The sequence below is a fragment of the Actinoalloteichus sp. GBA129-24 genome (assembly GCF_001941645.1).
GTDB lineage: Bacteria > Actinomycetota > Actinomycetes > Mycobacteriales > Pseudonocardiaceae > Actinoalloteichus_A > Actinoalloteichus_A fjordicus.
Map to the genome: position 1 here is coordinate 7,164,624 of NZ_CP016077.1, position 25,569 is coordinate 7,190,192.

22 protein-coding genes are annotated in these 25,569 nt (G+C 69.3%); 8 read left to right on the forward strand and 14 right to left on the reverse strand.

The genetic code is table 11. The annotated features are described in order from the left end of the window. Positions 1-250: 250 nt before the first annotated feature. Entirely contained in the window at positions 251-2,521 is a 2,271-nt protein-coding gene (locus tag UA75_RS30810) for a hypothetical protein (RefSeq protein WP_075743204.1), read from the reverse strand. A gap of 76 nt (positions 2,522-2,597) precedes the next feature. Between UA75_RS30810 and UA75_RS30815 the strand changes: the two genes are divergently transcribed. Then, a complete protein-coding gene (locus UA75_RS30815; protein ID WP_083690961.1) occupies positions 2,598-3,815 on the forward strand; it encodes an AI-2E family transporter in 1,218 nt (405 codons plus the stop codon). 106 nt (positions 3,816-3,921) lie between these two features. Here UA75_RS30815 and UA75_RS30820 read toward each other — a convergent pair whose 3' ends face one another. Beyond that, entirely contained in the window at positions 3,922-5,118 is a 1,197-nt protein-coding gene (locus tag UA75_RS30820; protein WP_075743206.1) for a diguanylate cyclase, read from the reverse strand. Positions 5,119-5,329: 211 nt separating this feature from the next. Between UA75_RS30820 and macS the strand changes: the two genes are divergently transcribed. The 3 genes from macS (at position 5,330) to UA75_RS30835 (ending at position 7,813) form a co-directional block, all read left to right on the forward strand. Beyond that, positions 5,330-6,529, forward strand: coding sequence for a MacS family sensor histidine kinase (macS, locus tag UA75_RS30825; RefSeq protein WP_075743207.1), 1,200 nt, complete (start codon positions 5,330-5,332; stop codon positions 6,527-6,529). Then, on the forward strand, positions 6,526-7,182 hold the full coding sequence (locus UA75_RS30830; RefSeq protein WP_075743208.1) for a response regulator: 657 nt from the start codon (positions 6,526-6,528) through the stop codon (positions 7,180-7,182). Before macS ends, UA75_RS30830 begins: the two co-directional genes overlap by 4 nt. Before the next feature lie 67 nt (positions 7,183-7,249). After that, on the forward strand, positions 7,250-7,813 hold the full coding sequence (locus tag UA75_RS30835) for a DUF1707 domain-containing protein (RefSeq protein WP_198042885.1): 564 nt from the start codon (positions 7,250-7,252) through the stop codon (positions 7,811-7,813). Here the strand turns inward: UA75_RS30835 and UA75_RS30840 are convergent. Further along, positions 7,810-9,510, reverse strand: coding sequence for a putative PEP-binding protein (locus UA75_RS30840; RefSeq protein ID WP_083683853.1), 1,701 nt, complete (start codon positions 9,508-9,510; stop codon positions 7,810-7,812). The genes UA75_RS30835 and UA75_RS30840 overlap by 4 nt on opposite strands. On the opposite strand from UA75_RS30840, the gene UA75_RS35010 reads away from it, so the two are divergent. Beyond that, positions 9,509-9,640 (forward strand): hypothetical protein, encoded by a 132-nt coding sequence (locus UA75_RS35010; RefSeq protein WP_257787492.1) that lies wholly within the window; start codon positions 9,509-9,511, stop codon positions 9,638-9,640. The two genes, UA75_RS30840 and UA75_RS35010, sit on opposite strands and share 2 nt — an antisense overlap. 2 nt (positions 9,641-9,642) lie before the next feature. Here UA75_RS35010 and rbsD read toward each other — a convergent pair whose 3' ends face one another. From rbsD to UA75_RS30875, 8 genes are all read right to left on the reverse strand, one after another. Further along, positions 9,643-10,032 (reverse strand): D-ribose pyranase, encoded by a 390-nt coding sequence (rbsD, locus tag UA75_RS30845; protein ID WP_075743210.1) that lies wholly within the window; start codon positions 10,030-10,032, stop codon positions 9,643-9,645. Next, the gene (locus UA75_RS30850) at positions 10,029-11,048 is read right to left on the reverse strand and encodes a ribokinase (protein WP_075743211.1); all 1,020 of its coding nucleotides are present in this window, start codon (positions 11,046-11,048) and stop codon (positions 10,029-10,031) included. The genes rbsD and UA75_RS30850 overlap by 4 nt, the downstream gene beginning before the upstream one ends. Before the next feature lie 7 nt (positions 11,049-11,055). After that, positions 11,056-12,006 (reverse strand): substrate-binding domain-containing protein, encoded by a 951-nt coding sequence (locus UA75_RS32325; protein WP_083683855.1) that lies wholly within the window; start codon positions 12,004-12,006, stop codon positions 11,056-11,058. A gap of 61 nt (positions 12,007-12,067) precedes the next feature. After that, positions 12,068-13,051, reverse strand: a complete 984-nt coding sequence (locus UA75_RS32330) for an ABC transporter permease (RefSeq protein ID WP_083690963.1) — start codon at positions 13,049-13,051, stop codon at positions 12,068-12,070. After that, positions 13,048-14,583: a sugar ABC transporter ATP-binding protein gene (locus tag UA75_RS30860; protein WP_157434528.1), complete on the reverse strand. Its 1,536-nt coding sequence runs from the start codon at positions 14,581-14,583 to the stop codon at positions 13,048-13,050. The genes UA75_RS32330 and UA75_RS30860 overlap by 4 nt, the downstream gene beginning before the upstream one ends. Beyond that, positions 14,580-15,551 (reverse strand): LacI family DNA-binding transcriptional regulator, encoded by a 972-nt coding sequence (locus UA75_RS30865; RefSeq protein WP_232251140.1) that lies wholly within the window; start codon positions 15,549-15,551, stop codon positions 14,580-14,582. Before UA75_RS30865 ends, UA75_RS30860 begins: the two co-directional genes overlap by 4 nt. Positions 15,552-16,273: 722 nt before the next feature. Next, positions 16,274-16,537, reverse strand: a complete 264-nt coding sequence (locus UA75_RS30870) for a glutaredoxin family protein (protein WP_075743212.1) — start codon at positions 16,535-16,537, stop codon at positions 16,274-16,276. Next, a complete protein-coding gene (locus UA75_RS30875; protein ID WP_083683858.1) occupies positions 16,534-18,804 on the reverse strand; it encodes an MMPL family transporter in 2,271 nt (756 codons plus the stop codon). The genes UA75_RS30870 and UA75_RS30875 overlap by 4 nt, the downstream gene beginning before the upstream one ends. A 141-nt stretch (positions 18,805-18,945) precedes the next feature. Between UA75_RS30875 and UA75_RS30880 the strand changes: the two genes are divergently transcribed. Together UA75_RS30880 and UA75_RS30885 are read left to right on the forward strand one after the other, a co-directional pair. Further along, on the forward strand, positions 18,946-19,674 hold the full coding sequence (locus tag UA75_RS30880) for a TetR/AcrR family transcriptional regulator (protein ID WP_075743214.1): 729 nt from the start codon (positions 18,946-18,948) through the stop codon (positions 19,672-19,674). A 144-nt stretch (positions 19,675-19,818) separates the two neighbouring features. Further along, complete coding sequence (locus UA75_RS30885; protein ID WP_075743215.1) at positions 19,819-20,031, forward strand: hypothetical protein; 213 nt, start codon at positions 19,819-19,821, stop codon at positions 20,029-20,031. 258 nt (positions 20,032-20,289) lie between these two features. Here UA75_RS30885 and leuS read toward each other — a convergent pair whose 3' ends face one another. Beyond that, positions 20,290-23,181 carry a leucine--tRNA ligase gene (gene leuS, locus UA75_RS30890; RefSeq protein ID WP_075743216.1) on the reverse strand — a complete coding sequence of 964 codons (2,892 nt, stop codon included), beginning with the start codon at positions 23,179-23,181 and terminating at the stop codon, positions 20,290-20,292. 287 nt (positions 23,182-23,468) lie between these two features. On the opposite strand from leuS, the gene UA75_RS30895 reads away from it, so the two are divergent. Beyond that, positions 23,469-23,978: an SdpI family protein gene (locus tag UA75_RS30895; protein ID WP_232237570.1), complete on the forward strand. Its 510-nt coding sequence runs from the start codon at positions 23,469-23,471 to the stop codon at positions 23,976-23,978. Between the two features lie 90 nt (positions 23,979-24,068). Here the strand turns inward: UA75_RS30895 and UA75_RS30900 are convergent, their stop codons facing one another. Beyond that, complete coding sequence (locus UA75_RS30900) at positions 24,069-24,650, reverse strand: YqgE/AlgH family protein (protein WP_075743217.1); 582 nt, start codon at positions 24,648-24,650, stop codon at positions 24,069-24,071. Between the two features lie 227 nt (positions 24,651-24,877). Further along, entirely contained in the window at positions 24,878-25,528 is a 651-nt protein-coding gene (locus UA75_RS30905; RefSeq protein WP_157434529.1) for a hypothetical protein, read from the reverse strand. Positions 25,529-25,569 lie beyond the last annotated feature (41 nt).

Here is a 25,569-nt window from a genome sequence, read left to right on the forward strand (position 1 = left end):
AACGGATTCTCGTGAATCCAGGGAACGTCTGCTCCCGTGCTGTGGTGATCACAGTACCCAGCAGGAAAGCCTCGGCGTTAGGCCCAGCGGAGAAGATCACCGGACCGGATGAACGGCAAGCAGTAGAGATCACCTGATGTTCGCGTTATCGGGAAAGAATGTGTCCGCAAGCACCCCTGGATGAGTGGCGCACCCGGTTGTTGTGACTCGTAGCCGACATCCTGGCAGCCAGACCTGCTCGATCATCATGTCAGCCGCGCTTCAACACTCGGGTGGTTCCCGCCGCGGCGGTGGAGGCGAGAATCCACCCGGCGGCGGTCAACACACCCGCTATCCACTGGGAGGACTCGTCTATCCGCCAGACACCGTCATGTCCCAGATTCACCACGGGTAACAGCAGATCCGCCGACAACAGCCACGGATTCCACACCGGATTCTGCCCGTCGTCGAGATTCTGCATCTCGTGGCCTCGGAACCACCAGGCACCGCCTAGCCAGAACAGCACCAGCCAGCAGCCCGCCAGCCAAGGCCGATAGCCGTACCCGACGGTGAACTCCTGCAGCCTGCCCCACACGCGGCCGATCGGCCCCAGCGCGGCGAATCGACGCTTCTGCTTGGCAAGCAGCACCCGGTCGGCCTGTTCGTCGTCCCCGGCCTCCCGATAGGCCCTGGCCAGCTGTTCATAAGGCCAGGGCAGGTAGTTGGGCAGCACCCGGCGCAGCCATCGAAGCCGGGTCCGGACCATCACGGGCGGGGCGGCGGCGATGCTCTCGAAGGCGAAGTCCTCCAGCTCCACCCCGCCCTCGGCCTCCCACAACTCGGCGGCGTCGGAAACCGAGGCGGCCTTGGCCCTGGTCAGGACGACCGACCCCTTCGGCGGCACGCCGAAACGGAACACGAACCTCGGTGCGGAGAGGCCGTAGGCGTTCAGAGCGGGCGTCGCGGTGCCTGCACCGCCCCGATCCGAGGCACCGCCCAACGTCGCCTCATGAAAGCTGACCAGCTTGCCAGCCTCGACGAGACGAACCCGAACGCCGCCGGTCGCGACGAAGCCTCGGCTGCACAACAGGTCCTTGCCCACCACGGCGACCCTGGCGTCCAGCGACGGCTTGATCGTGCCGTCCTGCCTGCATCGGGGCATGGTCAGCCGTGCGCCGGTGCAGTCGAGGCTCGAACCGATCTGCGCGTTCTGCAGTCGCAGCGAGCCCTCCGCCACGAGGTACTGCAAGAACAGGGTGCCGCCGACGTGAATGCGGTCGGCCAACAGCACATCCAGTCCCCGCCCGTGCAGCCGACCGCCGGTGAGCCTGGCGTTGCCCCTGATGCTCGCGTCGACGAGTCGGACCTGGCCGTAGGCCGTGAGCGGCGCCTCGTTGCCGTTCCGCGCGCCGACGCGGGCCCTGGCCTCCAGGTCGCCGCCGATGTGCGCTCCGTCGGCCAGCAGGGCCACCGGGATGCGGGGCGAGTCGGCCGCCGCGCCGACAACGGGCAGCGTGGACACGCTGGCCGGACGTCCCAGCGTGGCACCGGAGAGATGCAGGTGCCCCCCGATCTGTGCGGAGGGGAGCCGAATGGAGCCGATCACTCGCAGGTCGTCGTCCAACTCCAGGTTGCCCTCGATCCGGATTCGATCGGCGATCAGCGCCGCGTTCGTGTCCAGCACCCCGCTGGGAATGACCGTCGTGTGCCGATCCGGGACCGCCGGAATCTCCATCCTCGCGCCGGAGAACACCGCGTCGCCGCCGATGCGGGCCCCGGGCAAGAGGATCCGGCCGTGAGAGAAGAAGCGGATCCGTCCGCTGTCGCCCCGTCCGGAGACTCCTCGTCCGGAGACCAACGGTCCGGAGTCGCAGAACAGGTTGCCCGCCACCACCAGTCCCGACGCCTCCAACGCATTGCCGCCTGCATTGCCGATCCGAGCACCGGTCAGATGCAGACTGCCTCCGATCTCGGCGCCGCGCAGTCGGACCTCGCCGAGGGCGCGCAGTCCGGTGGCCTGTACCGAGCCGGAGACCTTCAGCCTGCCTGCGAGGAGAGCGTGATCGGGATTGCCGCGGAGGACTGCGTTCGTCAGCCGCAGGGTGCCGCGCACCTCCCCGTCGGTGAGATCGACCACGCCGTCGCTGCGAAAACCGCCCTCCAGCACGAGATCGCTGTCGACGCACAGATTCCGGCCCGACAGCGCGGGCACTCGGCAGCCGGTCATCCGCAGACCGGTGATCTTCGACATCTGGAGTTCGACGGGTTCGTCGAAGTGACAGTCGCGCAGGTCGACGAGATGCTTGACCTCCGCCGCCTCCAGGTTCAGCCGCCCGGTCACCCGCGCGCCGATCAGCCGTAGGGCCGGGATTCCCCTCGGCCTGACCCGATAGAGTCCGGTGAGCAGCCCGCTGAGGAACCCGCCGCGAAGCGAGCGGGCGCCGTCGGCGTCCGGCAGCCGGTGGACGTCACCGCCCGCGAAGCAGTTCAGCACTGCCAGTTCCGAATCGGTGAGATCAGCGTGCCTGACGTGATCCGCCATCGAGCCCCCATCGCGGCGAGATGCCGATCCGTGCGGGACGCCCGGATCGGCGAGCTACCGTAAGTATGTGACTGAGATGAAGCAGACCAGCCAAGATCCGGTGGATTCGTCGGTACCACGCGGTCTGCAGGTTGCCAGTGCGGTGTGTTGGCGACTGCTCATCATCGCGGCAGCACTGTGGGTGTTGACGTTGATCGTGGTGGCGACCAGAGTGGTCGTGATCCCGATCGCGGTGGCACTGCTGCTCTCCGCGTTAATGGCGCCCGCAGTCAATCGACTGACCAAGTCAGGAGTGCCCCGGGGCTTGGCGGCGGGTTTCGTGCTGATCGCGGGTCTCGCGATCGTGGCAGGCGTGCTGACATTCGTGATCAGCGCCTTCACCAACGGCCTCCCCGAGATGGTCGTCCGGCTGACGACGAGCGTGGAGACGATCCGCAACTGGCTGATCAACGGACCGCTCAGCCTGGAACAGGATCAGATCGACCAGTTCCTGGCCGGGTTCATCGACATGCTTCAGGAGAACCAGGAGATCATCACCTCCGGTGCGCTGTCGACCGCGGCCACCGTGGGCGAGCTGCTGGCAGGCATCCTGCTGACGCTGTTCACCCTGATCTTCTTCCTCTACGACGGTGAGAAGATCTGGTCCTTCCTGGTCAAGATCGTGCCCGCGAACGTCCGCACCCGCGTGCACACGGCGGGCACCCGTTCGTTCCGCACGCTGGTCGGCTACGTGCGGGCGACCGCGCTGGTCGCCGTCGTCGACGCGCTGGGCATCGGCATCGGCCTGTTGATCCTCGACGTCCCGCTGGCGATCCCGCTGGCGGCGCTGGTGTTCCTCGCCGCCTTCGTGCCGATCATCGGCGCCGTGCTCTCCGGTTCGGTTGCCGTGCTGGTCGCACTGGTGACGGTGAACCCGGTGACCGCGCTGTTGGTGCTGCTGGTCGTCCTGCTGGTGCAGCAGCTCGAAGGCCACGTGCTTCAGCCGCTCCTGCTCGGCAGGGCCGTCCGGCTGCATCCCCTCGCGGTGGTCCTCGCCATCGCCGTCGGCGTCGTGCAGGCGGGCATCGCGGGCGCACTGCTGGTGGTGCCGCTGCTCGCCGTGCTCAACGCCGCCGTCAAGTCGCTGCGGCAGGACGCGGCGAACGAACCGGAGGAGGAGCCGCAGCGTCCTCGGCTCAGCCTGCCCAAACTGAACCGGCTGAATCCGGGCAAGGCACGCGCCGTGCTGCCCAAGATCCGCAAGCCCGGCGCCCGACGCAGGCAGCCCAAGAACGTCGAGCCGGACGCGGGCTGACCGATGATCGTGTTCGGCGGGGTCCGGCCGTCCCGGCCCGCCGAACACCGTCGGGATCCCCGGCTGGGCGCCGAACCCGCGCTCGTCGAGCCGCCGTCGGCCCCGGTCAGGCCATGGTGACGAGGTTGCGGCCGGACCCCTTGGCCGCCAGCAGCGCGGAGTCCGCTGCGGCCAGCAGATCCGGCAGCTCATAGCCGAAGCGCTGCGTGGTCGCGACGCCGATGCTCACCGTCAGACCGACGAGTTCGTGCGGGCTGCCGTCCGCCGTCGTCAGCGGCACCCGGAGGGCGGCGACGGAGCGACGGACGCGCTGCGCGATGGCCTCGGCCTCCGAGGAGCCGGTGGCGGGGAGCAGGATCACGAACTCCTCGCCACCGAATCGGCCGACGAGATCGCCGCGTCGGATGTTGGTACGCAGCAGGAGCGCGACGGCGGCCAGCACCGAGTCCCCGGCCAGGTGCCCGAGATCGTCGTTGACCCGTTTGAAGTGATCGAGGTCCAGCAGGAGCACGGCGGTCGGGTTCTTCCTGCTCTCGGCGCGACGCAGCTCGTCGACGGCGAGCCGGTCCCAGTGCATCGAGTTGGCCAGCCCGGTCTTGGCGTCGCGCTGTGCGGAACGCCGCCACTGCGGCAGGTGCCCGACCTGTTCGAGCAGCACCATCGGCGCTCCCGCCAGCAGCGCCATCACCGGCTCATCGACGACGACCCGGGCCATCAGCACGCCCACGCTGACGGCGACGATGCCCAGGGTGACGTCGATCGGATCGCCGAGGATCTCCGAGCCCGTCGCCTTCGGTCTGCGCAGCCGCAGGCCCAGCGCGATGATCGCGGCTCTGGCCAGCACGAGCACGGCGCCTGCCGCCAGCAGCATGGCGGGATGCCAGCTCGGCGTCTCCCAGCCGAGGATCAGCCGCGCGGCGAGCGTGGCCAGCACGGTGCCCGCCGTGGTGAAGACCCAGCGATGCGGCTGCATCCTCGCACCGATCACGCCGTAGAGAGCCGGTCCGAGCAGCAGCAGGATCAGCAGATTCGGCGGCAGCACCATGATCCCGGCGACCAGATAGCACGCGTGCACCGACCACGGGTTTCGCTTGGTGTCTCGAGACAGGTGGATGAAGACCGAGGTTCCGACGATGACGGCGGTGGCCGTGACGGCGATGCCCGCGAATCGCGCGATGTCCAGATCAAACGGCGGTTCCGCGTTGATGACCACGACGGCCGAGGTGGTCAGGGCCGCCGCATCGATGACCAGCCAGTAGCACAGGGCACTCAGAGGGAGCGTCCACAAGGACCACTGCCGCACGCTGCCTCCCCGCGTGTACGGGTTGAGGGCCGACGCGAAACCGTCCGAGGCGGCGCTCTGCCGAGAGCGACATCACCTCAGAAATCCCTCTCCGACGGACTGCTCCCCACTCCGTCGGCCCTCCCCCTGGTCTTCAAGTCAGCCTGACACACCAGACGAGACAGCAGAAGACCGCCACCTGGGGGTCGACACAAACACGAACGGAACAACAATGGCACCGGAGGAGGAATACGTGGAGCGATCAGATACACCCGATTCAGTTACCCGAAGTCGAATAGACACGACGACTCCGCTCTGGAGAGGCGCTGTCGTCCTACGGATCGTCACTCTGCTGTTCGCTGCAGTCGGGGTGCTGGTGAATATCGATCGATACAGTCGGCCGGAACTGGGGCTGGCCGTCCTCCTCGTGATGACGGCGTGGACCGCGCTCACCTCCGTCCTCTACCTCCAGCCCGCCAGGCGCGGGAACGGCCTGGTACTCGGCGATCTCGTCCTCACCCAGGTGCTGGTGCTCGCCTCCGAATACGTGCTCAGCCCTAGCCAGCTCGACGTCTCGACCACCCCCCTGGTGACGACGATCTGGGCGCCGGGAGCGGTGATCGTCGTCGCCGTGCAGCGCGGCCCGGTGGCGGGCGTGCTCGCGGGATTCGTCGCCTCGGTGACCAACATCCTGCCCAGGGGTTATCTCAACGTCGACCTCGCCAGGGACGCGGTGCTGCTGATCGGCGTCGGCCTGGTCCTCGGGCTGGTCGCCGTCACGGCACGGCATTCCGAGGAACAGCTTCGCAGGGCGGTCCGCCTCGACGCCGCGACCACGGAGCGGGAGCGGCTCGCCAGGATGGTCCACGACAGCGTGCTCCAGGTGTTGGCGCGGGTCCGCAGACGGGGTGCGGAGCTAGGTGGTGAGGCGGCGGAGCTGGCCAGGATGGCGGGCGAACAGGAGATCGCCCTGCGCACCCTGGTCAGCACCGCGCCGCAGGAGCCCGCCGAGTCCGACGAGATCGACCTCGGCGTCGGCCTCCGACTGCTCGCGACGTCCCGCGTCGAGGTCTCCGTGCCCGCCACCCCGGTGCCGCTGCCCTCGGCGATGGCGATCGAACTCCTGGCGGTGGCAAAGGAGGCTTTGGCCAATGTGGACGAACATGCCGGCCCGTCGGCCTCGGCATGGGTCCTGCTGGAAGACCTCGGCGACGCCGTGATCCTCAGCGTGCGCGATGACGGCGACGGCATTCCGGCGGGCAGGCTCGCGGAGGCCGAGGCCGCAGGCCGAATGGGGGTGTGTCTGTCGATGCGGGCCCGCGTGACTGCCCTCGGTGGCACCCTCACCCTGGAGACGGCGCCCGGCGCAGGTACCGAATGGGAGGCACGCGTGCCCAGAACGGTCGAGCGAGAAAGGAGACGACGGCGATGAATGAGCCAGCCATCTCGGTGATGGTCGTCGACGACCACCCGATCTGGCGGGACGGTGTGGCCCGCGATCTGTCCGAACGCGGCTATTCCGTGGTGGCGACCGCATCGGATGCCGAGAGCGCAGTGCGCATCGCCTCGACGGTGCGTCCCGACGTCGTGTTGATGGACCTCCATCTGGGCGAGGTCTCCGGAGTACAGGCGATCATCGGGCTCGGTGCCGCGCTGCCGCGAACCCGCGTGCTGGTGCTCTCCGCCAGCGGCGCACACGCCGACGTCCTGGAGGCGGTGAAGGCGGGCGCCTCCGGCTACCTGTTGAAGTCGGCGTCGGTGACGGAACTGGTGGACGCGGTGCGGCAGACCGCGGCAGGCGATGCGGTGTTCACCGCAGGCCTGGCAGGCCTGGTGCTCGGAGAGTTCCGGCGGATGGCGTCGGTGTCCGAGGGAGCGGCCGACACCCCGAGGATCACCGAGCGGGAGACCGAGGTGCTCCGGCTGGTCGCGAAGGGTCTGTCGGCACGGATGATCGCCACTCGGCTGTCGCTCTCGCATCGGACCGTCGAGAACCATGTCCAGTCCACGCTGCGAAAACTCCAGTTGCACAATCGCGTGGAGCTGACCAGATACGCCATCGAACACGGCCTCGACGACGACTGACGGGCGTCGGGGTGGAAAGGCGTCGAATCGCTCTCATCGACGGCCGGGATGTCTTACCGTGGACGTCGTGACAGCCGCAGATCCGGTACCGCCACGGCGTCTCCGTGTGTCCCACGCAGAACGTGAGCATGTCATCGGACTGCTGCAGAAGGCGATCGGGCTCGGCCTCATCGACCTCGACGAGTTCAGCGAACGTACCGATCAGGCCCTGGCCTCCCGGACCAGGGAAGAGCTGAACGTCCTTCTGATCGACCTGCCCGGGCTGGTCGTCACCCCGCTGCCTGCTCGTCGACCGCTGCATCTGAAGGTCTCTCGCTCCAGCCTCGTGCGCAACGGCCCGTGGGCCGTGCCCTCGGCGATCTGCATCGACGCGCTCGCGGGCGACGTCCGGCTGGACTTCAGCGAGGCCGAGTTCGCCTCGCGGACCGTCGAGATCGAGTTCGACGTCAAAGGGTCCAATGTGGAGATCACCGTGTCGCGGACGACGCTGGTCGAGTCGATCGATCTCGACAACCGCTTCGGCTTCTTCCGGGATCAGACGCGATCACCGAGCGCGGAGCCGGAACGGCGGCTGCGGCTCGACGGGACGGCCAAGGCCAGTTCCATCCGGGTCCGCAACTCCCGACGTTAGCGCTCTGCCGCGGGCCGATCCCCCTCGTGCCTCGGCGCGCCGTCGAACGCTGCGCTGATCGACTCGACGACGGCAGCCCGGACCGAGGCCGGATCAGTCCCGAGGAGCGCCGCCTGCCCTGCCGCGATGCAGTGCGCCCTGCTGATCGACGCCAGTCGATTGCCGACCGAGGCCAACGACCCTGCCGCCATGGAGAGGCTGGTGGCGCCCAGCCCCACCAACACCGCAGCAAGCAGCGGATCGCCTGCCGCCTCGCCGCAGACGCCCACCGGGGTGCCGGTCTCCCGCGCGGCCCGCCCCAACAGGGCGAGCAGCCGCAGCAGGGCGGGCTGCCACGGATCGTTGAGCCCGGCCAGCGAGCCCAGCATCCGATCCGCCGCGAAGACGTACTGCGCCAGATCGTTGGTCCCCACGCTGACGAAGTCGACCGAACCGAAGACCTCCTGTGCGGTCAGCACCGCGGCAGGAACCTCGATCATGACGCCGACGCGATTCAGGCCCGCCGCCCGCGCCCGCGTCGCGAACCAGTCGGCCTCCTCGGCGGTGGCCACCATCGGCGCCATGACCGAGACCGATGCCCCGGAGTCGGCCTGGGCGCCCGCGATGGCCGCGAGCTGCCGATCGAGCACGCCGACCTCCTCGCGGCCGATCCGCAGGCCGCGCACGCCGAGAGCCGGGTTCGGCTCGGCCGAGGAGCCCGACAGGAAGGGCAGTGGCTTGTCCGATCCGGCATCGAGGGTGCGGACCACCACGGGCAGGCCTGCGAACGCCGCCAGCACCTCCGCGTAGGCGGCTCGCTGGGCCGCCTCGGTCGGCTCGGTCTCCGCGTCGAGGTAGCAGAACTCGGTGCGGAACAGGCCGACGCCCTCCGCGCCTGCCGCGACGGCAGTGGCGGCATCCGTCACGGAGCCGACGTTGGCCAGCAACGGGATCGGATCGCCGTCCGAGGTGTGCCCCGGTCCGGTCCAGGACGGCTCTGCCGCCCGATCGACCGCCTGCACCGAGATCTCGCCGGTCTGCACCTGGACCAGACCCGTGTCGCCGTCGACGATCAGTCCGACCGGCTCGGCGAGTTCCAGGGCGCCCCGGCAGCCGACGACGGCGGGGATGCGCAGTGCCCTGGCCAGGATCGCGGTGTGGCTGGTGGGGCCGCCCTCCTCGGTGACCAGCGCCAAGACCAGCGCGGGATCGAGGTCTGCGGTGTCGGCCGGGGCCAGGTCGCGGGCCACCAGCACGCCGGGCGCCTCGAGGACGGGCACGCCGGGCGGCCGCACCCCGGACAGCTCGGCCACCAGCCGATCTCGGACGTCGAGCACGTCGCGCGCCCGCTCGCCGAGATAGCCGCCCAGCGCACGCAGGTCGTCGGCGAACGTGCCTGCCGCCTCGTACACCGCACGAGGGGCGGGCAGCCCGCGCTGCACGACCAGTGTCTCCGCCGAGGCGATGAGCGCCGGGTCGGCGGCCATGGCCGCCGTGGTCTCCAGCACCGCTCTCGGCTCGCCGTCGGCCCGGCCTGCGCGGGCGGACAGCTCGGCCGCCACCGCCTCGGCGACGGGGCGGATCCGGGCGGCCTCCTCGGCAGGATCAGCAGGGGCGGGGCCGGACTCCGGCGGCGGCAGCGGATCGGCCACCCGCACCATCGGCCCGGCCGCTCGCCCGGCGCTGACCCCTACCCCTTGCAGACCCGTGACCGCCATGGTCTTGAGACCCTACTGGGGCACCGACCAGGTCGTCACGACTGCGAGGAACACGGTCGGCGTGCCGACCGCTGCGGCGGGCGAGGTCGGCATGGGCGTGCCGACCGTGTTCGTTCGGCTGTCCTGGTGAGTTCAGAACGGGACTCCACAGCGAAGGATGACGTTCGCATAGGGCGTCGCCTCGCCGGTGCGGATCACCAGACGCGAGTCCGCGACCAGGCTCTTGAACTCCTCGTGCTGCACTCGTTCCGGCTCGCCCAGCCGCTCGATCAGCGCCTTGGCGATCATCGGATTCCCGCTGTCCATCTCGCCTGCCACCAGCGCGCTCTCGAAGACCGCCTCGGCGAGCAGCCCGTCTACGACCTCGAGGAAAGACGGCACACCGAAACGGAAGGCCAGGTCGATCAGTTCTGGTCCGTCGGGAATGGGCAGCCCACAGTCGGCCACCACGACCCGATCGGTGTGTCCGAGCCGGGCGAGCGCTCCGCTCAGTCCGGCATGAAGAATGCCGTCTCGCTTCACGAGATCACCTCATTCGACGTCGGATACGAGGGCTGCGCGCCCACTCTCGTCACGGCGGTCGCCGCGACCCGTGCCGCGAAGGCAGCCGCGTCCGCCAGCGGCCGGTCCGCCGCCAGTCCCACCGCGAGGGCACCGGCGAAGGCGTCACCGGCGCCGGTGCTGTCCACCGCCCGCACCTCGGGTGCGGCGATCACCGTCGTTCCGTTCTCGTCGGAGGTCACCGCTCCCTTGGCGCCCAACGTGACCACCACCGAGCGCGGGCCGAGCGCCCGCAGCCTGCGTGCGATCTCCACGTAGCGCGCGGCGTCAGCGGAGTCCTGCGCCGAGACCTCCCGCGCCGAGTCCTGCGCTAAGTCCTCCTGCGCCGAGTCCTGCGCTGAGTCCTCCTGCGCCGAGTCCTGCGCTGAGTCCTCCTGCGCCGAGTCCCGCGCGGTGAGCAGCCACGCCGCCTCGTGCTCGTTCACCACCAGCGGATCGAGGCGGCCCAGCGTCTCCTCGTCGAGCGAGGCGACCGGCGAGAGGTTCAGCAACACCCGGACTCCCGCCGAGGAGGCCGCCTCGACGGCATGACGCACCGTCTCCAGCGGGATCTCCAACGACAGGACGACCACCTTGGCGGCGGCGACCTCAGAAGAGGCCGCCGCCACATCGGCGGGCAGCACCGAGGCGTTCGCCCCCGGCGAGACCACGATGGTGTTCTCGCCGTCGGGCGTCAGCGTGATGAAGGCGTTCCCGGTGGGACGATCCGCCGTGCGCAGCAGGCCGGTGTCGACGTTCGCCGACCGCAGCGACTCGCGAAGAAGCTCGCCGTACTGATCGGCACCGACGGCACCCAGCAGGGCGACCGAAGCGCCGAGCCTGCCTGCCGCCACCGCCTGATTCGCGCCCTTACCACCGGGGATCGTGGTCACGTCGTCACCCAGCACCGTCTCGCCCGCCGAGGGTCGCCGGGCGACCGTGACCACGAGATCGGCGTTGGCCGACCCGACCACCACCACGTCTGCTCGCCTGTTCATCACCGGATCAGGAGGTGTACTGCTCGACGTTCTGCGGCGTGACCGCCTGAACCTCGACCTGGATGACGGGCTCGATCTCGCCGCCGTCGAGCAGCTCGAGGGCCTGCTCCACCGCCTGACGGCCCATCTCCTCCGGCTGCTGGGCGATGGTGCCCGCCAGCGTCCCGGAGACGATCGCGTCGAGCCCGTCCGGCGTGCCGTCGAAGCCGAAGACGAGCACGTCCTCGCCCGCCCGGTCGCCGAGCGCCCGGATCGCGCCCAGTGCCATCTCGTCGTTCTCCGCGAACACGCCCGCGATGTCGCCGTTGGACTGCAGGATGTTCTCCATCACATCCATGCCCTCGGTCCGGTCGAAGTTCGCGGGCTGCTCGGCGACGACATTCAGCGCGGAGTTCGCCTCGACGCCGTTGCCGAAGCCCTCGCCGCGGTCCCGGCTGGCCGAGGAGCCGGGGATGCCCTGGATCACGACGACGTCGCCGTCGACGCCCGCCTCCACCAGCGCATCCGCAGCCAGCTCGCCGCCCTGGACGTTGTCGGAGACGATCTCCTGCGCCACCTCGGCGTCAGTGATCGACCGGTCGAGCGCGATCACCGGAATGTTCGCGTTGGCTGCTGCGGCGGCGGCCGGAGTCGCCTGGTCGGAGTCGACCGCGTTGATGATGATCAGGTCGACGCCCTGAGTGACGAAGGTGTCGACGTGGTTGATCTGGGTCGCCGGGTCGTTCTGGGCGTCCTGCACGATGAGGTCGACGCCGAGTTCGGCAGCCGCCTCCTGTGCGCCGTCCTGAATGTCGACGAAGAACGGGTTGTTCAACGTGGAGACCGACAGTCCGATGGTGAACTCCGCGTCGCCGTTGCCGCCTCCGCCGTTGGTCTCGTCGGCGCTGCCGCAACCTGCGGCGAACCCGAGAGCGGCGACGGCGAGGACGGTCGTGCCCGTCCTGTATACCCCTCGCATCTGTACTTCTCTCCTTCCTCGGGTCGCCCCGAGTTCCCCGCCCGGCACGAGCCGGGACGACTCACTTGCCGCGTCTGCGGACGGTGTCCACCAGTACTGCCAGCGCGATCACGACACCGATCACGACCTGCTGCCAGAACGGCGAGACCTGCAGCTGGTTCAGGCCGTTGCGCAGGACGGCCAGCACCAGCGAGCCCACCAGAGTCCCGGTGGCCCGTCCGATCCCGCCGGACAGCGAAGCCCCGCCGATGACGACCGCGGCGATCGCATCGAGTTCGTATCCCACGGCGGCCTGCGGGCCTGCCGAGGACAGGCGGCCGGCGAGCATCATGCCCGCCATCGCCGCGAACAGACCGGACAGGGCGTAGACCACCAGCTTCTGGTTGCGCACGCTGATCCCGGACAGTCGCGCGGCCTCCTCGTTGCCGCCGATCGCGTACATCGCCCGGCCCGAGTAGGTGCGGGTGAGGATGAACCCCGTCACGAGGAACATCCCGACCAGGATGAGGACCGGCATCGGAAGCTGGATCGGCCCCGCTTCGATGGTCGATCCGAAGAAGCTGATCTCGTCCGGCGTGGCGGCGGGCCTCCCCTGCGAGACGACCAGCGTCAAGCCCCTGGCGATGCTCAGCATGGCGAGGGTGGCGATGAAGGCGGGCAGCTTGCCGAAGCTCACCATCAGCCCGTTGACGAGTCCGGCCGCGACGCCGGTGAGCAGGCCCACGATCAGGGCGAGTCCGCCGGGCAGCCCGAGATCGGCGGCCGACCAGGCTCCGACCATCGCGGACAGCGCCGCGACGCTGCCCACCGACAGGTCGATGCCGCCGGAGATGATCACGAACGTGACGCCGAAGGCCATCACGGCGACGACGGCGGCCTGCACGCCGATGTTGAGGAGGTTCTGCGGCGAGCCGAAGCTCGGCACCATGATCCACAGCGCCACGGAGAGCACGACGAGGCCCAGCAGGGCGCCGTTCTCCCCGAGCAGCTTGTTCATGTCGAAACCGCCTCGGGAACGGCGTCCGGTCTTCTCGACACTGGTCATGACGCCAGGTCCTCCTCTTCCCTGGCCGCCACCGCGAGCGCCATCACCTGTTCCTGGGTGACGCCGTCGGTGGACAGCTCGCCCGTGATGCGTCCATGCGCCATCACGAGAATCCGGTCACTCATGCCGATGACCTCGGGCAGTTCGCTGGAGACCAGCAGGACCGCATGGCCAGACTCGGTGAGCTGATTGATGAGTTCGTAGATCTCGACCTTGGCGCCGACGTCGATTCCCCTGGTCGGCTCGTCGAGCATCAGCACCTTGGGGTCGGCCAGCAGCCATTTGCCGATGGCGACCTTCTGCTGGTTGCCGCCGGAGAGCTCGCGGATGGTCTGGCCCGCGTCGGAGTGCTTGACGCGCAGCCTGCCTGCCATCTCCGCCGCCCGGCGCGCCTGGCCTCGGCGATCCACGAGTCCGCCGGATGTGGCGGACCGCAGCGTCACCAGGCCCATGTTCTCCCCGACCGAGGAGTTCAGCACCAGCCCTTGTCCCTTGCGATCCTCCGGGACCAGGCCGATCCCCGCGCGCATCGCGGCGGAGATGTCGCCGCCGCGCACGACGCGGCCCGCGACCTCGACCGTTCCCGAGTCGTAGGGGTCGGCGCCGAACACGGCCCGCACCACCTCGGTGCGACCGGAGCCGACGAGGCCGGAGATGCCGACCACCTCGCCCGCGCGGACCTCGAAGCCGATGTCGGAGAAGACGCCCTTACGGGTCAGTCCGGACACGCGCAACAGCGGCTCGCCCGTCCTGGTGCGATGCCTCGGGAACTGGTCGTCGATGTCACGGCCGACCATGGTGCGCACCATCTCGTCGATCGAGGCGCGGCCGGGCAGAATGCCCGCGCCTCGTCCGTCCCGCAGCACCGTGATCCGATCCGCGATGCGCTGGATCTCGTCGAGGTGATGGGTGATGAAGACCAGTCCGACCTGCTGTTCCCGCAGGTCGTCCATGATCTCCAACAACCGATCGGTCTCGGTCCCGGTGAGCGCCGAGGTCGGCTCGTCGAGCACCAGCACCGTCGCGTCCTCGTCCAGCGCCCTGGCGATCTCCACCATCTGCTGCTGGGCGATGCCCAAGGAGTCGACCGGAGCGCTGGGATCGACCCGCAGGCCGACCCGGTCGAGAAGCGGGACCGCCTCCCGCAGCATCCTGGCTCGATCGACCATACCCAGCCGTCGCGGCGCCCGGCCGAGGAAGAGGTTCTCCGCGACCGAGAGCCGGGGCACCAGGGTCAACTCCTGGTGGATGACGGCGATGCCGTGCTGGCGCGCCTGTCGAGGCGAACGGATCGTCGCCGGTCTGCCGTCGACGAGGATCTGGCCGCGATCCGGGCTGTGCACTCCGCCGAGGACCTTGACGAGGGTGCTCTTGCCCGCGCCGTTCTCACCGAGCAGGACGTGCACCTCACCGGCACGCACCTGGAGGCTCACCTGGTCCAGCGCCAGCGCTCCGGTGAACCGCTTGCTGATGTCGCGCACTTCGAGCAGGACTCGGCCTGCCGGGTGCTGCATGGGGTCGTGCGAGGTCATACACCTTCTCCTCGGCCGGATTCGGCCCGTTCTCCGCAGGAACTGCGGATGACCAATTCCGCGTTCAGCACCACGTTCTCCGCGTTGCCCTGCCCGATGAGGTCGAGCAGGGCTCGAACCGCCGCACGCCCGAGGTCGTCGGTGGGCTGGGCGATGGCGGTGATCGCCGGTTCGAGCAGCGAGAACCAGGGCAGATCGTCGTACACGGCCAGCCCGACGTCACCGGGCACCGAGAAGCCCATGGCGCGAAGCTGTTCCAGCGCACCGAGTCCCATCAGGTTGTCCATCGCCACCAGCGCCGTCGGCCGGTTCGCTCCGGACATCAGGGTCCGGGCCGCAGTGGCGCCGCTCTGCTGTTGGAAGTCGCCGTAGACGACCATCCGCTCGGCGAGCGGTGCGCCTCGGGAGCCCAGCGCCGCGGCGAACGCATCCAGCCGTTCCCGGCCGGTGCTGGCCTCGGCGGGGCCTGCGATCACGCCGATGCGGCGGTGCCCTAACTCGACCAGGTGCGCGGCGAGGCACTCCAACGCCGCCGTGCCGTCGACGCGCACCACGGGGACCTTGACCGAGCCCGCTATCCGTCGGTCGAGGAGCACCAGCGGGACTCCGGTCTCCGCCGCCTCGCCCAGCCAGCTGCCCTCGTCGGTCGCCGGGCACACCAGCAGGCCGTCCACCTGCCGGTCGAGCAGGGTGTGGACGTATCGCCGCTGCTGCTCGACGCTCTCGTTGGCGTTGCCGACGATGACGGAGTAGTCGTGTTCCCTGGCCTCGTTCTCGACGGCGCGGGCGACCTCGGCGAAGAACGGATTGGTCAGGTCGGAGATGACCAGTCCGAGGGTGTGGGTCGTGTGCAGCCGCAGAGAACGGGCCAGGGTGTTGGGCCGGTAGCCGAGCGCGTCGATCGCGGCGAGGACCCGCTCACGGGTCTGCTCGGTGGGGGCGGGATGCCCGTTGAGGACGCGCGACACGTGGCGGTGGACACGCCCGCCGCCTGCGCCACGTCCTTCATGGTGGCCACCGCGCACTCCCCGTTCCACGTCGCCAACGAACTCAAGAGATCAACTGTCGGGTCGAGACGTCCGCACGGTGTGTCATGGCTCCGTCGCCCTGGTAACGATTACAGGGGATGGTTAATCGAATACACAAGCCCTTCCGGATGCTTGATCGGTCAAGTATCGGGACGTTTACCGGGCGAAGACCAATCCGTCATCCGAAGTTCGATCACAGCGTTGATCGACAACGCTAGCCGAGTCGATCTTCGGGACCGGCCGGGACCGGCATCCTCGATGATCTCTGCGTGAGCGGAAACGCGCAGACGTGATCTCCCCGACGAGTGGTTGCATCGCCGTGACACAGAACTCGCCCGATCAACGAAGTTGTTTGCAATAGAAGGGATCCGGACGACCGTTCGCCGCGTCGGTTCCTTCGACCGGTGCACTTCTCGCCCTCGGGCGAGCAGGCCTGGTCGGCGGTGCCGGTCGTGGAGCCCCCCGACGCGGTCGGCACCGTCCCTCGCCCGATTCCCCTCGGCGCAGGACGCCCGCCCGGCTCGCCCGCACGTCCGCGCACACCGAGCACCCGCTCGCTGCGGCCCGGCGCACGAAGCAGGCCGGTCCGAGGCGAGGACCGAGAAAGCGGGGCCAGGGAAGACTCCCCGACCCCGCTCACGAGCACTCACGGCCCGGCCGCGCTATCCCTTCGGCAACAGCTCCGGCGCCTGCTCGGCCACCGCCGCCAGCACGTCCTCGGCAGGCGGGTTGACCATCCAGCGGGAACCGACGTTCACCGTGGGAACGGTCTCGTTCCCCCCTGCCGCCGCCCGGACCGCAGCGGCGGCCTCCGGGTCCTTCCAGATGTCTCGCTCGCGGAAGGGCAGGCCCCGACGTTGCAGATCGGCCCGCAGCATCGTGCAGAACGGACAACCAGGCCGAGCGTAGAAGACGACTTCACTCATGGCGTCGAGGATCCTCGCTCCGTCGACTTATTCCCACCGGCGGCCACCGCCGCTCGCTCCTGGGCTTCCCCCTCCGACTCGGGAGGAGTCGAATCGGACCCCGACTCCGACTCGGGAGGAGTCGAATCGGACCCCGACTCCGGCTTCTCCACCTCGGAGAGGCCGACCCGCTCCTGCAGCCTGCGCAGCGGACCGGGCGCCCACCAGATCGCGTCGCCGAAGAGCTTCATCACCGCAGGCACGAGGAGCATCCGGACGATCGTCGCGTCCAGGATCAGCGCGATGATCATGCCGACGCCGATGAACCGCATCATCTGGATGCCGGAGAAGGCGAACGCGCCCGTCACCACGACCAGCAGCAGCGCGGCGGCGCTGATGACCCGGCCGGTCCGCACGAGTCCGGTGCGCACCGCCTCCTCGGTCGTGGCGCCGCCCGCCCGCGCCTCCACCATCCGGGAGAGCAGGAAGACCTCGTAGTCGGTGGAGAGGCCGAACACGATCGCGGCGATCAGGACGATGATCCCCGCCTCCATCGGCATCGGCGTCACGCCCAACAGCCCTGAACCGTGCCCGTCGACGAACAGCCAGGTCAGCGCGCCGAAGGTCGCGGAGAGGCTGAGGAAGCTCAGGATCACCGCCTTGATCGGCAGCAGCACGGAGCCGAAGGCGAGGAAGATCAGGATCAGGGTGGCCCCGACCAGCAGCACCGCCATCCACGGCAGCATCTCGGCCGTCGCGTCGAGACTGTCCAGGTTGGCTGCAGTGACTCCGCCGACGAGCACCTCGGTGTCCGCCGGTGCGTCCAGTGCCCGGATGTCTCGAACGGTCTGGTTGGCGACGTCGCCGAACGGATCACCGTCGACCTGTGCCTCCAGGACGACCACGTCGTCCGCCCCGCCGGTCGGCGCGACGGAGTCGACGCCTGCCAGCTGGTCCACCTCGGCGAGGTAACCACCGAGGGCGGCCTCGTCCGGCGGGGTGCCGTCACCCTGGAGCACGATCTGGATGCCGTCGCCGCCCATCTCCGGGAAGTCGGCCTTCAACGCCTCGGTCGCGATGCGAGCGGGATCGTCGGCGGGCAGTACCCGTTCATCCGGCATGCCGAACTGGGCGCTGAGGAAGGGGGAGCCAAGCAGTACCAGTCCCGCGATGATCGGCAGCGCGATCAGGCCGGGCCGCTTCATCACGCCGTCGGCCAGCCGTCGCCAGCCCTCGCCGGTCGCCCGCTGCCGACGACGACGCAGCCAGGGCAGGGACAGCTTGTCCACCCGGTGGCCGAGCAGGCCGAGCAGCGCGGGCAGCACGGTGAGCGACAGCAGCGCGGCCAGGCCGACCGCGCTCATCCCGCCGTAGGCCAGCGAGCGCAGGAACTCCTGCGGGAACAGCATCAGCCCGGACAGCGCGATGATCAGCAGCACGGCGGAGAAAGCGACGGTCCGGCCCGCCGTGGCGACACTGCGCCGCACTGCGGAGGCGGGGTCGCGACCCGAGTCCATCTCCTCGCGGAAGCGGCCCACCACGAAGAGTCCGTAGTCGATCGCCAACCCGAGCCCGAGCATGCTGGCGACGTTCACCGCGAAGACGTTCACCGTGGTGAACAGGGCGATCAGGTGCAGCAGCCCCAGGGCGCCGAAGACGGCGAGCCCGCCGACCACCACGGGCAGCGATGCGGCGACCAGTCCGCCGAAGATGACCACCAGCAGGATGAGCACGATCGGCAGCGACACGATCTCGGCCGCGATGAGGTCCTGCTCGGCACGGTGACCGATGGCGTGCTCGGCGACGACACCGCCCGCGACCTGCGTCGAGACGCCGTCGATGATCAGGTCGTCCGCGATCTCGTCGTAGGCGGTCAGCTTCTCGTCGTCGCCGTCGCCCACCAGCCCGATCACCGCGAGTCCCACGGTGCCGTCGTCCGAGACGAACTCCGGCATTCCCGTGTGCCAGTACGAGATGGCGCTCTCGACCTGCTCCGCAGGCAGGGCCGCGAGGTTCTCGGTGACCGCGGCCGCCAGCTCGGGGTCGTCCAGCGACTGACCCTCCGAGGCGCGGTACATCACCACGACGTCGCCCGCCTGGCCCTCCATGGCGCCTGCGGCGACCTCCGCGGCGGCGGCGGCCTCACTGTTGGGATCGTCGTAGCCGCCCTGGGTGAGGCGGTCGAAGACGCCGATGCCCCAGAAGCCGCCGAGGATCGTGAGCACGAGCGTTGAGATGAGCACGGTCCACCGAGCACGGTGTACCGCGGCCCCCCATCTGGCGAACACCTGGCGGCCTCCACATCTTGGTCACCGGCGACGGCCGGGCTAGGTTGTGTGAACAACGTGAACCGAGGTGAATATCGTTCACCCGCAGCCGGATACTGTACGAGCCAGTAAACGGCGTTTACAACCCTTGAAGAGGGAGGCATGACAGAGATCACGCGCCGAGAACGGCTACGGGCTGCCACTGAGTTGGAGATCCGCGAACACGCAAGGCAGCTCCTTGTTGAACAGGGGCAACACGCGGTCACTCTCCGTGCAATAGCCCGAGAACTCGGCGTGACCGCTCCCGCGCTATACCGGTATTACGACTCGCGCGAGGACCTACTGCGTCACGTCGGCGACGACATCTGCATGCGACTGGCGGCGGAGCTGACCGGCGCGACGGCCGAACTCGATCAGGCGGACCTGCCGGGCAGGGTGTTCACCGTCTGCAGGCGGCTGCGCACCTGGGCGCTGGACCATCCGAACGAGTTCGAACTCGTCTTCGCATCGCGTGACGTCCGGGAACGCCCGGGCCGGGACGGCCCGCTCCCGGACCGCTTCGGGCAGATCTTCCTCGCGCTGCTCGGCGACATCCTCGCCAAGGACACGCCGATGCCGCAGGCCGAGGCCTTCCCGCCCGACCTGGAGGCCGATCTGGTCGCCGCCCGCGATGCCCTGGTCGCCAGCATGTCCTCGCTCGACATCATCCTGCCGCCGCAGCTGCTCCAGCTGGAGGCTCTGCACTCGCTGCTGCGCTGGTGGGTGCGGGTGTACGGACACATCGCCCTGGAGGTGTTCGGCCGGTTCCCCTTCGACGTGCGCAACGCCGAGCGGCTGTACGAGGCGATGCTGGCCGAGCTCGCCGAGGACACGGGCGTCTGCGGGCACTGAGCCGGTGCGACCCGCCCGCACAGTCTCGGCTCCTGACCCGCCACACCGGGACGGGCCGCAGCCGATCGGGGTGCGGCCCGTACCAGAACACCTACTCTTGACGGCGCACGAGCTCATCGAGCCGCCGAGGCCTGGAGGTGCGCGATGGCGACGCCGGACGCCCCCGAGCCGACCGAGTTCCCCCAGCGGATCGGCAAGACCGCGCGTCGCGTCTTGGCGCTGAACGGCTACACCCGCTATGCGCAGCTGACCGGCGTGACGCGGGCGGAACTGCTCAGACTCCACGGCATCGGCCCCAAGGGAATCCGAATCCTGGACGAGGAGCTGACCCTGCGAGGTCTCGCGTTCGCCGACTAGCGGCGGGTCGGGTCCTGCGCTGTGCCGAGCTTGCGACGGCCTCGACCAGACCGGATCGTCTCGACTCTGGACGCGCCCCGCCGATCACCCGGCCGCCCGCAATGTGTCACGTGAACCGCAATGTGTCACGTGAACCGCAATGTTTCACGTGAAACATTGCGCAGTCATGCACGACGCCTCGCCGCCACCCCGATGCGGGGTGAGGGCGAGGCGTCGTGTGTCGGTTCGACCGGCGCGTCATCCGCCGCCCGCAGGGCTTTAGACGACCACGTTGACCAGCCTGCCGGGAACGACGATTACCTTGCGCGGTTCCCGCCCCTCCAGCGCGGCGACGATCTTCTCCTCCGCCAGCGCGGCCGCCTTCACCACGTCGCCCGCCGCGTCGGCCGCGACGGTGATCCGCGAACGGACCTTGCCGTTGACCTGGATCGGGTACTCCACGGTGTCGTCGACCAGGTAGGCCTCGTCGGCGACCGGGAAGGGCCCGTGCGCCAGCGACTCGCCGTGTTCCAGCCGCGACCACAGCTCCTCGGCGATGTGCGGACACAGGGGTGCCAGCAGCTGGACCAGCGGCTCGACCACCGACCGAGGTGTGCCGGACTCGTTCGCGTAGGTCTTGGTCAGGTGGTTGTTCAGCTCGATCAGCTTCGCGGCGGCGGTGTTGTAGCGGAAGGACGCGTAGTCCTCATGCACTCCCGCGATCGTCCGGTGCAGCAGCTTCAGCGTCTGCTCCGACGGGGCGTCCTCGCTGATCCGCAGTTCACCGGTGGTCTCGTCGACCACGTTGCGCCACAGCCGCTGAAGGAACCGGTATGCGCCGACGACGTCCTTGGTCGCCCAGGGGCGGGAGACGTCCATCGGACCCATCGACATCTCGTACAGCCGGAGGGTGTCCGCGCCGTACTCGTCACAGATCTCGTCCGGGGCGACGGAGTTCTTCAGGCTCTTGCCCATCTTCCCGTACTCCTGGACGACCTCTTCGTCGTTGAAGAAGAACTTCCCGTCCCGCTCCTCGACCTCGGCCGCAGGCACGTAGACGCCGCGCGCGTCCTTGTAGGCGAAGGCCTGGATGTAGCCCTGGTTGAAGAGCCGTCGATACGGCTCCGCCGCCGAGAGCTCGCCGAGGTCGTACAGCACCTTCTGCCAGAACCGGCTGTACAGCAGGTGCAGCACGCCGTGCTCGACGCCGCCGATGTACAGGTCCAGCCCGCCGGGGTCGGACTCGCCGTGGATCTCGGGCCTCGGACCCATCCAGTACCGCTCGTTCTCCGGGTCGACGAACGCCTTGTCGTTGGTCGGGTCCACGTAGCGGAGCTGGTACCAACATGAACCGGCCCACTGCGGCATCGTGTTCGTGTCGCGGCGGTAGGTCTTGACGCCGTCGCCCAGGTCGAGCTCGACCGTCAGCCAGTCCTCGGCGCGGCCGAGGGGAGCGAACGGCTCGGTCTCGGCGTCGTCGGGGTCGAAGGTCTTCGGCGAATAGTCGTCGACCTCCGGCAGCTCGACCGGGAGCTGGTCGTCGGGCAGCGCGATCGGCTGGTCGTCGGAGTCGTAGACGATCGGGAAGGGCTCGCCCCAGTAGCGCTGTCGCGAGAACAGCCAGTCGCGCAGCTTGTACTGGACGGTGCCCTCGCCTCGGCCGTTGGCCTCCAGCCAGTCGATGGTCGTCTTCTTCGCCTCGGCGATGTCCATCCCGTCCAGGTTCACCGAGAACAGGTTGGCGGAGTTGATCGCGGGGCCCTCGCCCGCGAACGCCTCGCCCTCGAATCCCTCAGGCGGCTGGACCGTCCTGATGACGGGCAGGCCGAACGCGGTGGCGAAGTCCCAGTCACGCTGGTCCTGGCCGGGGACCGCCATGATGGCGCCGGTGCCGTAGCCCATCAGCACGTAGTCCGCGATGAACACCGGAATCCGTTCGCCGTTCACCGGGTTCGTGGCATGGGCGCCGATGAAGACGCCGGTCTTGTCCTTGCTCTCCTGGCGGTCCATCTCCGACTTCCGCGCGGTCCGCGCGCGGTACTCGGCGACCGCCTCGGCGGGAGTCGCCGCACCGCCGGTCCACCGGGAGTCGACGTCCGGTGCCCAGCTCCGCGAGCCCAGCACGTCCACGAGCGGGTGCTCGGGCGCCAGCACCATGTACGTCGCGCCGAACAGCGTGTCCGGTCGGGTCGTGAAGACCTCGACGACCTCCTCGGAACCGTCGGCCACCGGCACGGGGAACCGGACCCGAGCGCCGTGCGACCGCCCGATCCAGTTGCGCTGCATGGTCTTGATCTTGTCCGGCCAGTCGAGCCGGTCCAGATCGTCGATCAACCGGTCGGAGTACGCGGTGATCCGCATCATCCACTGCCGCAGATTGCGACGGAAGACCGGGAAGTTGCCCCGCTCGCTGCGTCCGTCGGGAGTGACCTCCTCGTTCGCCAGCACGGTGCCCAGCCCGGGACACCAGTTCACCGGCGCCTCGGACAGGTACACGAGCCGATGATCGTTGATCACGCCACGCTGCTCGCTGCTGCTCAGCTCGGACCAGGACCTGCCGTCCGGTGTGGCCCGGTCGCCCGAGGTGAACTGCTCGATCAGCTCGTCGATCGGACGGGCCCCGCCCTGGCCGTCCCGCGCGGAGGGGTCGTACCAGGAGTTGAAGATGCGCAGGAAGATCCACTGCGTCCAGCGGTAGTACTCGACGTCGATCGTCCTGGCCCGGCGGCGCTCGTCATGCCCGAGACCCAGCCTGCGGATCTGATCCAGATACCGCTCGATGTTCTTCTCGGTGGTGATCCTCGGATGCTGGCCGGTCTGGACGGCGTACTGCTCCGCAGGCAGCCCGAATGCATCGAAGCCCATCGTGTGCAGCACGTTCCGGCCCTGCATACGGTGATAGCGGGCGAAGACGTCGGTGCCGATGAAGCCGAGCGGGTGGCCGACGTGCAGCCCCTCACCGGAGGGGTAGGGGAACATGTCCTGCACGAAGAGCTTGTCCGACGGGAGCGTCTCCTCGGCCAGCGTGCCGACCGGGTTCGGCGCGTGGAACGTGCCGTGCTGCTCCCAGTGCGTCCGCCAGCGGCTCTCGACCTGCGCGGCCAGTTCCGCCGTGTAGCGGAACGGCGGGGTCTCGTCCTGCGTGACGGGATGGGGATTGCCCTCACCCATGGGTCCGTTCCTTCCTCTTGGTCGCCTCGGCAGCCACGTGTGCGCCCCGAACAAGACGAAACCCCTCCGCCCAGATGGGACGAGAGGGGCTGCCGCGTCGACCCTTCCTAGCTGGTCAACGCGGCGTACTAAGGAGCAGGCGACCCGTGCTCATCGGCCAAGCATACCGGGGCCGCCCCGGTGCCGACGAGCCGTGTCGGTCGCTGGACACCGCGCGCGCGTGACGGCGACCACGGCATGACGAGGGTGACCTCCGGCGTGCTCCGATCAGCGCTTACCCTGCTGGAGTGACGAATGCGGAGTCCATCCACGGGTCGATCCAGCGGTCTGTCCAGGGTGCTGCCCGAGAGTTCGCGCAGGCGACGACAGCCGAGCCGAGCGCACTGCCGCTCGCGGTCGCCGTCGTGCTGTCCGTGGTGCTTCTGCTGGCAGGTGCTGCCCTGCTGGTCATCGGCTGGCGCGGAATGAAGGAGACACTGCCCAGGAACCGCTTCGCCGGGGTGCGCACCGCGGCGACGCTGCGCAGCGACGAGGCCTTCCGGGTCGGCAACCGTGCCGCAGGCCTGCCGACGCTGGTGTCCGGCGCGATCGGCGTGCTGACGGCCGTCGGGCTCCTCGGCCTGTCCGGACCCGCCCAGTTGATCGCCCTCGGCGTCGGCGTCGTCGGCCTTCTCGGCCTGACCGTCGCGGGCGGCGTGCTCGGCACCCGGGCTGCGGCGACAGTGAAGGACAAACCCGCCCGCACTCTCGGCTGCGCGGGCCAGTGCTGCGGCAACGGGGCCTGCGGCATCGCCTGAGAACGCGCAGGCCGATGAACACAGCCTGCGGAGAAGCCGTTCTTCGCCCCCAATCAATGACGGCGAATAAGCACGAGTGTGCTGCGTGAACTAATTTCTTCGCAGGTCAAGCGGGTGAGTCGCCAATAACGCCAGGGGCAGCGGCTGTCTGCGCAACACCAGTCCCCACAGGTCGGTTCCCGGCGGGCACACCACGTCGTCCGGCAGCCCCGGAACCACGAACCAGTCGCCGCGCTCGATCTCGCCTGCCAGCTGTCGCCGATCCCAGCCCGAATAGCCGACAAACACCCGCAGTCCCCGAAGTCGCGGCGCCAGCAGCTCGGGATCGGTGTCCAACGCGATGATCGCGATCGGATTGCGGACGCCGACGACACCGGCCAGGTCGGTGGTGTCCACTCCGGTGCGGAGGGCTGCCAGGCACAGCGCCACCTTCTGCTCGACCGGTCCGCCGACGAACACCGCCTGCGGGCTGCTCGCGTACGGGCCCCATTCGGGCAGCACGTCTTCTACCGCGGTCTCGCCTGGCCGGTTGAGCACGACTCCCAGCGTCCCCTCGTCCCGGTGCTCGATGATGTAGACCACCGTGCGACGGAAATTGGGGTCAGCCAGCCCAGGCGACGCCACCAGCAGGCTGCCCGGTCCCACCTCGACGTCGGGTTGCACGCCGGACATGATCCCATTCGCGCCCGCATTCGAATCCGCCACCGGTCCCAAGGCGCCCGGATGCCGGTGCGCGCCGCCGAATTCGCCGTTCCAGGCGCTCGGACGTCCCTACCGCTCTGGCGGACACCGGACCTGCGGGTTCACGTCGGGACGCCGACGCGGCGGGCGAACGACGCGTGTGACGAACACGGCCGCGCGTTGCGCGGAACACCTCGCGGGGCGGGCTGCCTGCCCGGCTAGAAGCCCGGCTCGCCTCGCCTGATCACCTCGTCCAGCTCGCCGTCGCCGTCGGTGTCGACCAGCCGCACGTCCATCACCCCGTCGCCGTCCAGGTCCAGCAGCATGCCGCCCAGGATGCCGTGGTCACCGTCGAGATAGACCTCGTCGACGACGCCGTCGCCGTCGGTGTCCACGATCACCTCGCCCGCGTCCCCGTCGCCGTCGTAGTCCGCCCACGCCGTGTCGAGCACCCCGTCACCGTCCACGTCGATCTCGGCGACGCTGACCTGTTCGTCACCCCGTGCGTCCGTCCAGTGCAGCTCCACCGCCGCGGACCGGTCCTCGTCCTCGGCCTCCGCCGTCGCGGGAAGCTCTCCCGGCGCATTCCAGACACCGAGCCCCTCGGGATCGGTGAAGGCGGCGTCCACGACGCCGTCCCCGTCGAGATCCAGCAGCGCCGTGTCGGCGATCCCGTCGGCATCGGAGTCCCAGAGCAGGTCGACGGCACGGCCGTCACCCGTGAAGTCGAGGCGCACCGCGTCCGGCGCCCCGTGCCCGCTCACGGTCACGTCGGCGGCGCTCGTCCAGACCGTCGGCGGACCGGTTCCCGTCCCGAAGGAGTACTGCACCGCACCATCGGGAACCACGCCCCACTCCGCCTCGGACACACCTCACCATCGACACCACGGGCCGGTCGCCCGACCGCCCG

What these genes read in the sequence shown, in the direction of transcription:
- UA75_RS30810 (WP_075743204.1), bottom strand. Translation starts at nt 2,521, where the DNA reads ATGGCGGATCACGTCAGGCACGCTGATCTCACCGATTCGGAACTGGCA.
- UA75_RS30815 (WP_083690961.1), top strand. Translation starts at nt 2,598, where the DNA reads ATGAAGCAGACCAGCCAAGATCCGGTGGATTCGTCGGTACCACGCGGT.
- macS (WP_075743207.1), top strand. Translation starts at nt 5,330, where the DNA reads ATGGCACCGGAGGAGGAATACGTGGAGCGATCAGATACACCCGATTCA.
- UA75_RS30830 (WP_075743208.1), top strand. Translation starts at nt 6,526, where the DNA reads ATGAATGAGCCAGCCATCTCGGTGATGGTCGTCGACGACCACCCGATC.
- UA75_RS35010 (WP_257787492.1), top strand. Translation starts at nt 9,509, where the DNA reads ATGGTCTTGAGACCCTACTGGGGCACCGACCAGGTCGTCACGACTGCG.
- UA75_RS30840 (WP_083683853.1), bottom strand. Translation starts at nt 9,510, where the DNA reads ATGGCGGTCACGGGTCTGCAAGGGGTAGGGGTCAGCGCCGGGCGAGCG.
- UA75_RS30850 (WP_075743211.1), bottom strand. Translation starts at nt 11,048, where the DNA reads ATGAACAGGCGAGCAGACGTGGTGGTGGTCGGGTCGGCCAACGCCGAT.
- UA75_RS32325 (WP_083683855.1), bottom strand. Translation starts at nt 12,006, where the DNA reads ATGCGAGGGGTATACAGGACGGGCACGACCGTCCTCGCCGTCGCCGCT.
- UA75_RS32330 (WP_083690963.1), bottom strand. Translation starts at nt 13,051, where the DNA reads ATGACCAGTGTCGAGAAGACCGGACGCCGTTCCCGAGGCGGTTTCGAC.
- UA75_RS30860 (WP_157434528.1), bottom strand. Translation starts at nt 14,583, where the DNA reads ATGACCTCGCACGACCCCATGCAGCACCCGGCAGGCCGAGTCCTGCTC.
- UA75_RS30870 (WP_075743212.1), bottom strand. Translation starts at nt 16,537, where the DNA reads ATGAGTGAAGTCGTCTTCTACGCTCGGCCTGGTTGTCCGTTCTGCACG.
- UA75_RS30880 (WP_075743214.1), top strand. Translation starts at nt 18,946, where the DNA reads ATGACAGAGATCACGCGCCGAGAACGGCTACGGGCTGCCACTGAGTTG.
- UA75_RS30885 (WP_075743215.1), top strand. Translation starts at nt 19,819, where the DNA reads ATGGCGACGCCGGACGCCCCCGAGCCGACCGAGTTCCCCCAGCGGATC.
- leuS (WP_075743216.1), bottom strand. Translation starts at nt 23,181, where the DNA reads ATGGGTGAGGGCAATCCCCATCCCGTCACGCAGGACGAGACCCCGCCG.
- UA75_RS30900 (WP_075743217.1), bottom strand. Translation starts at nt 24,650, where the DNA reads ATGTCCGGCGTGCAACCCGACGTCGAGGTGGGACCGGGCAGCCTGCTG.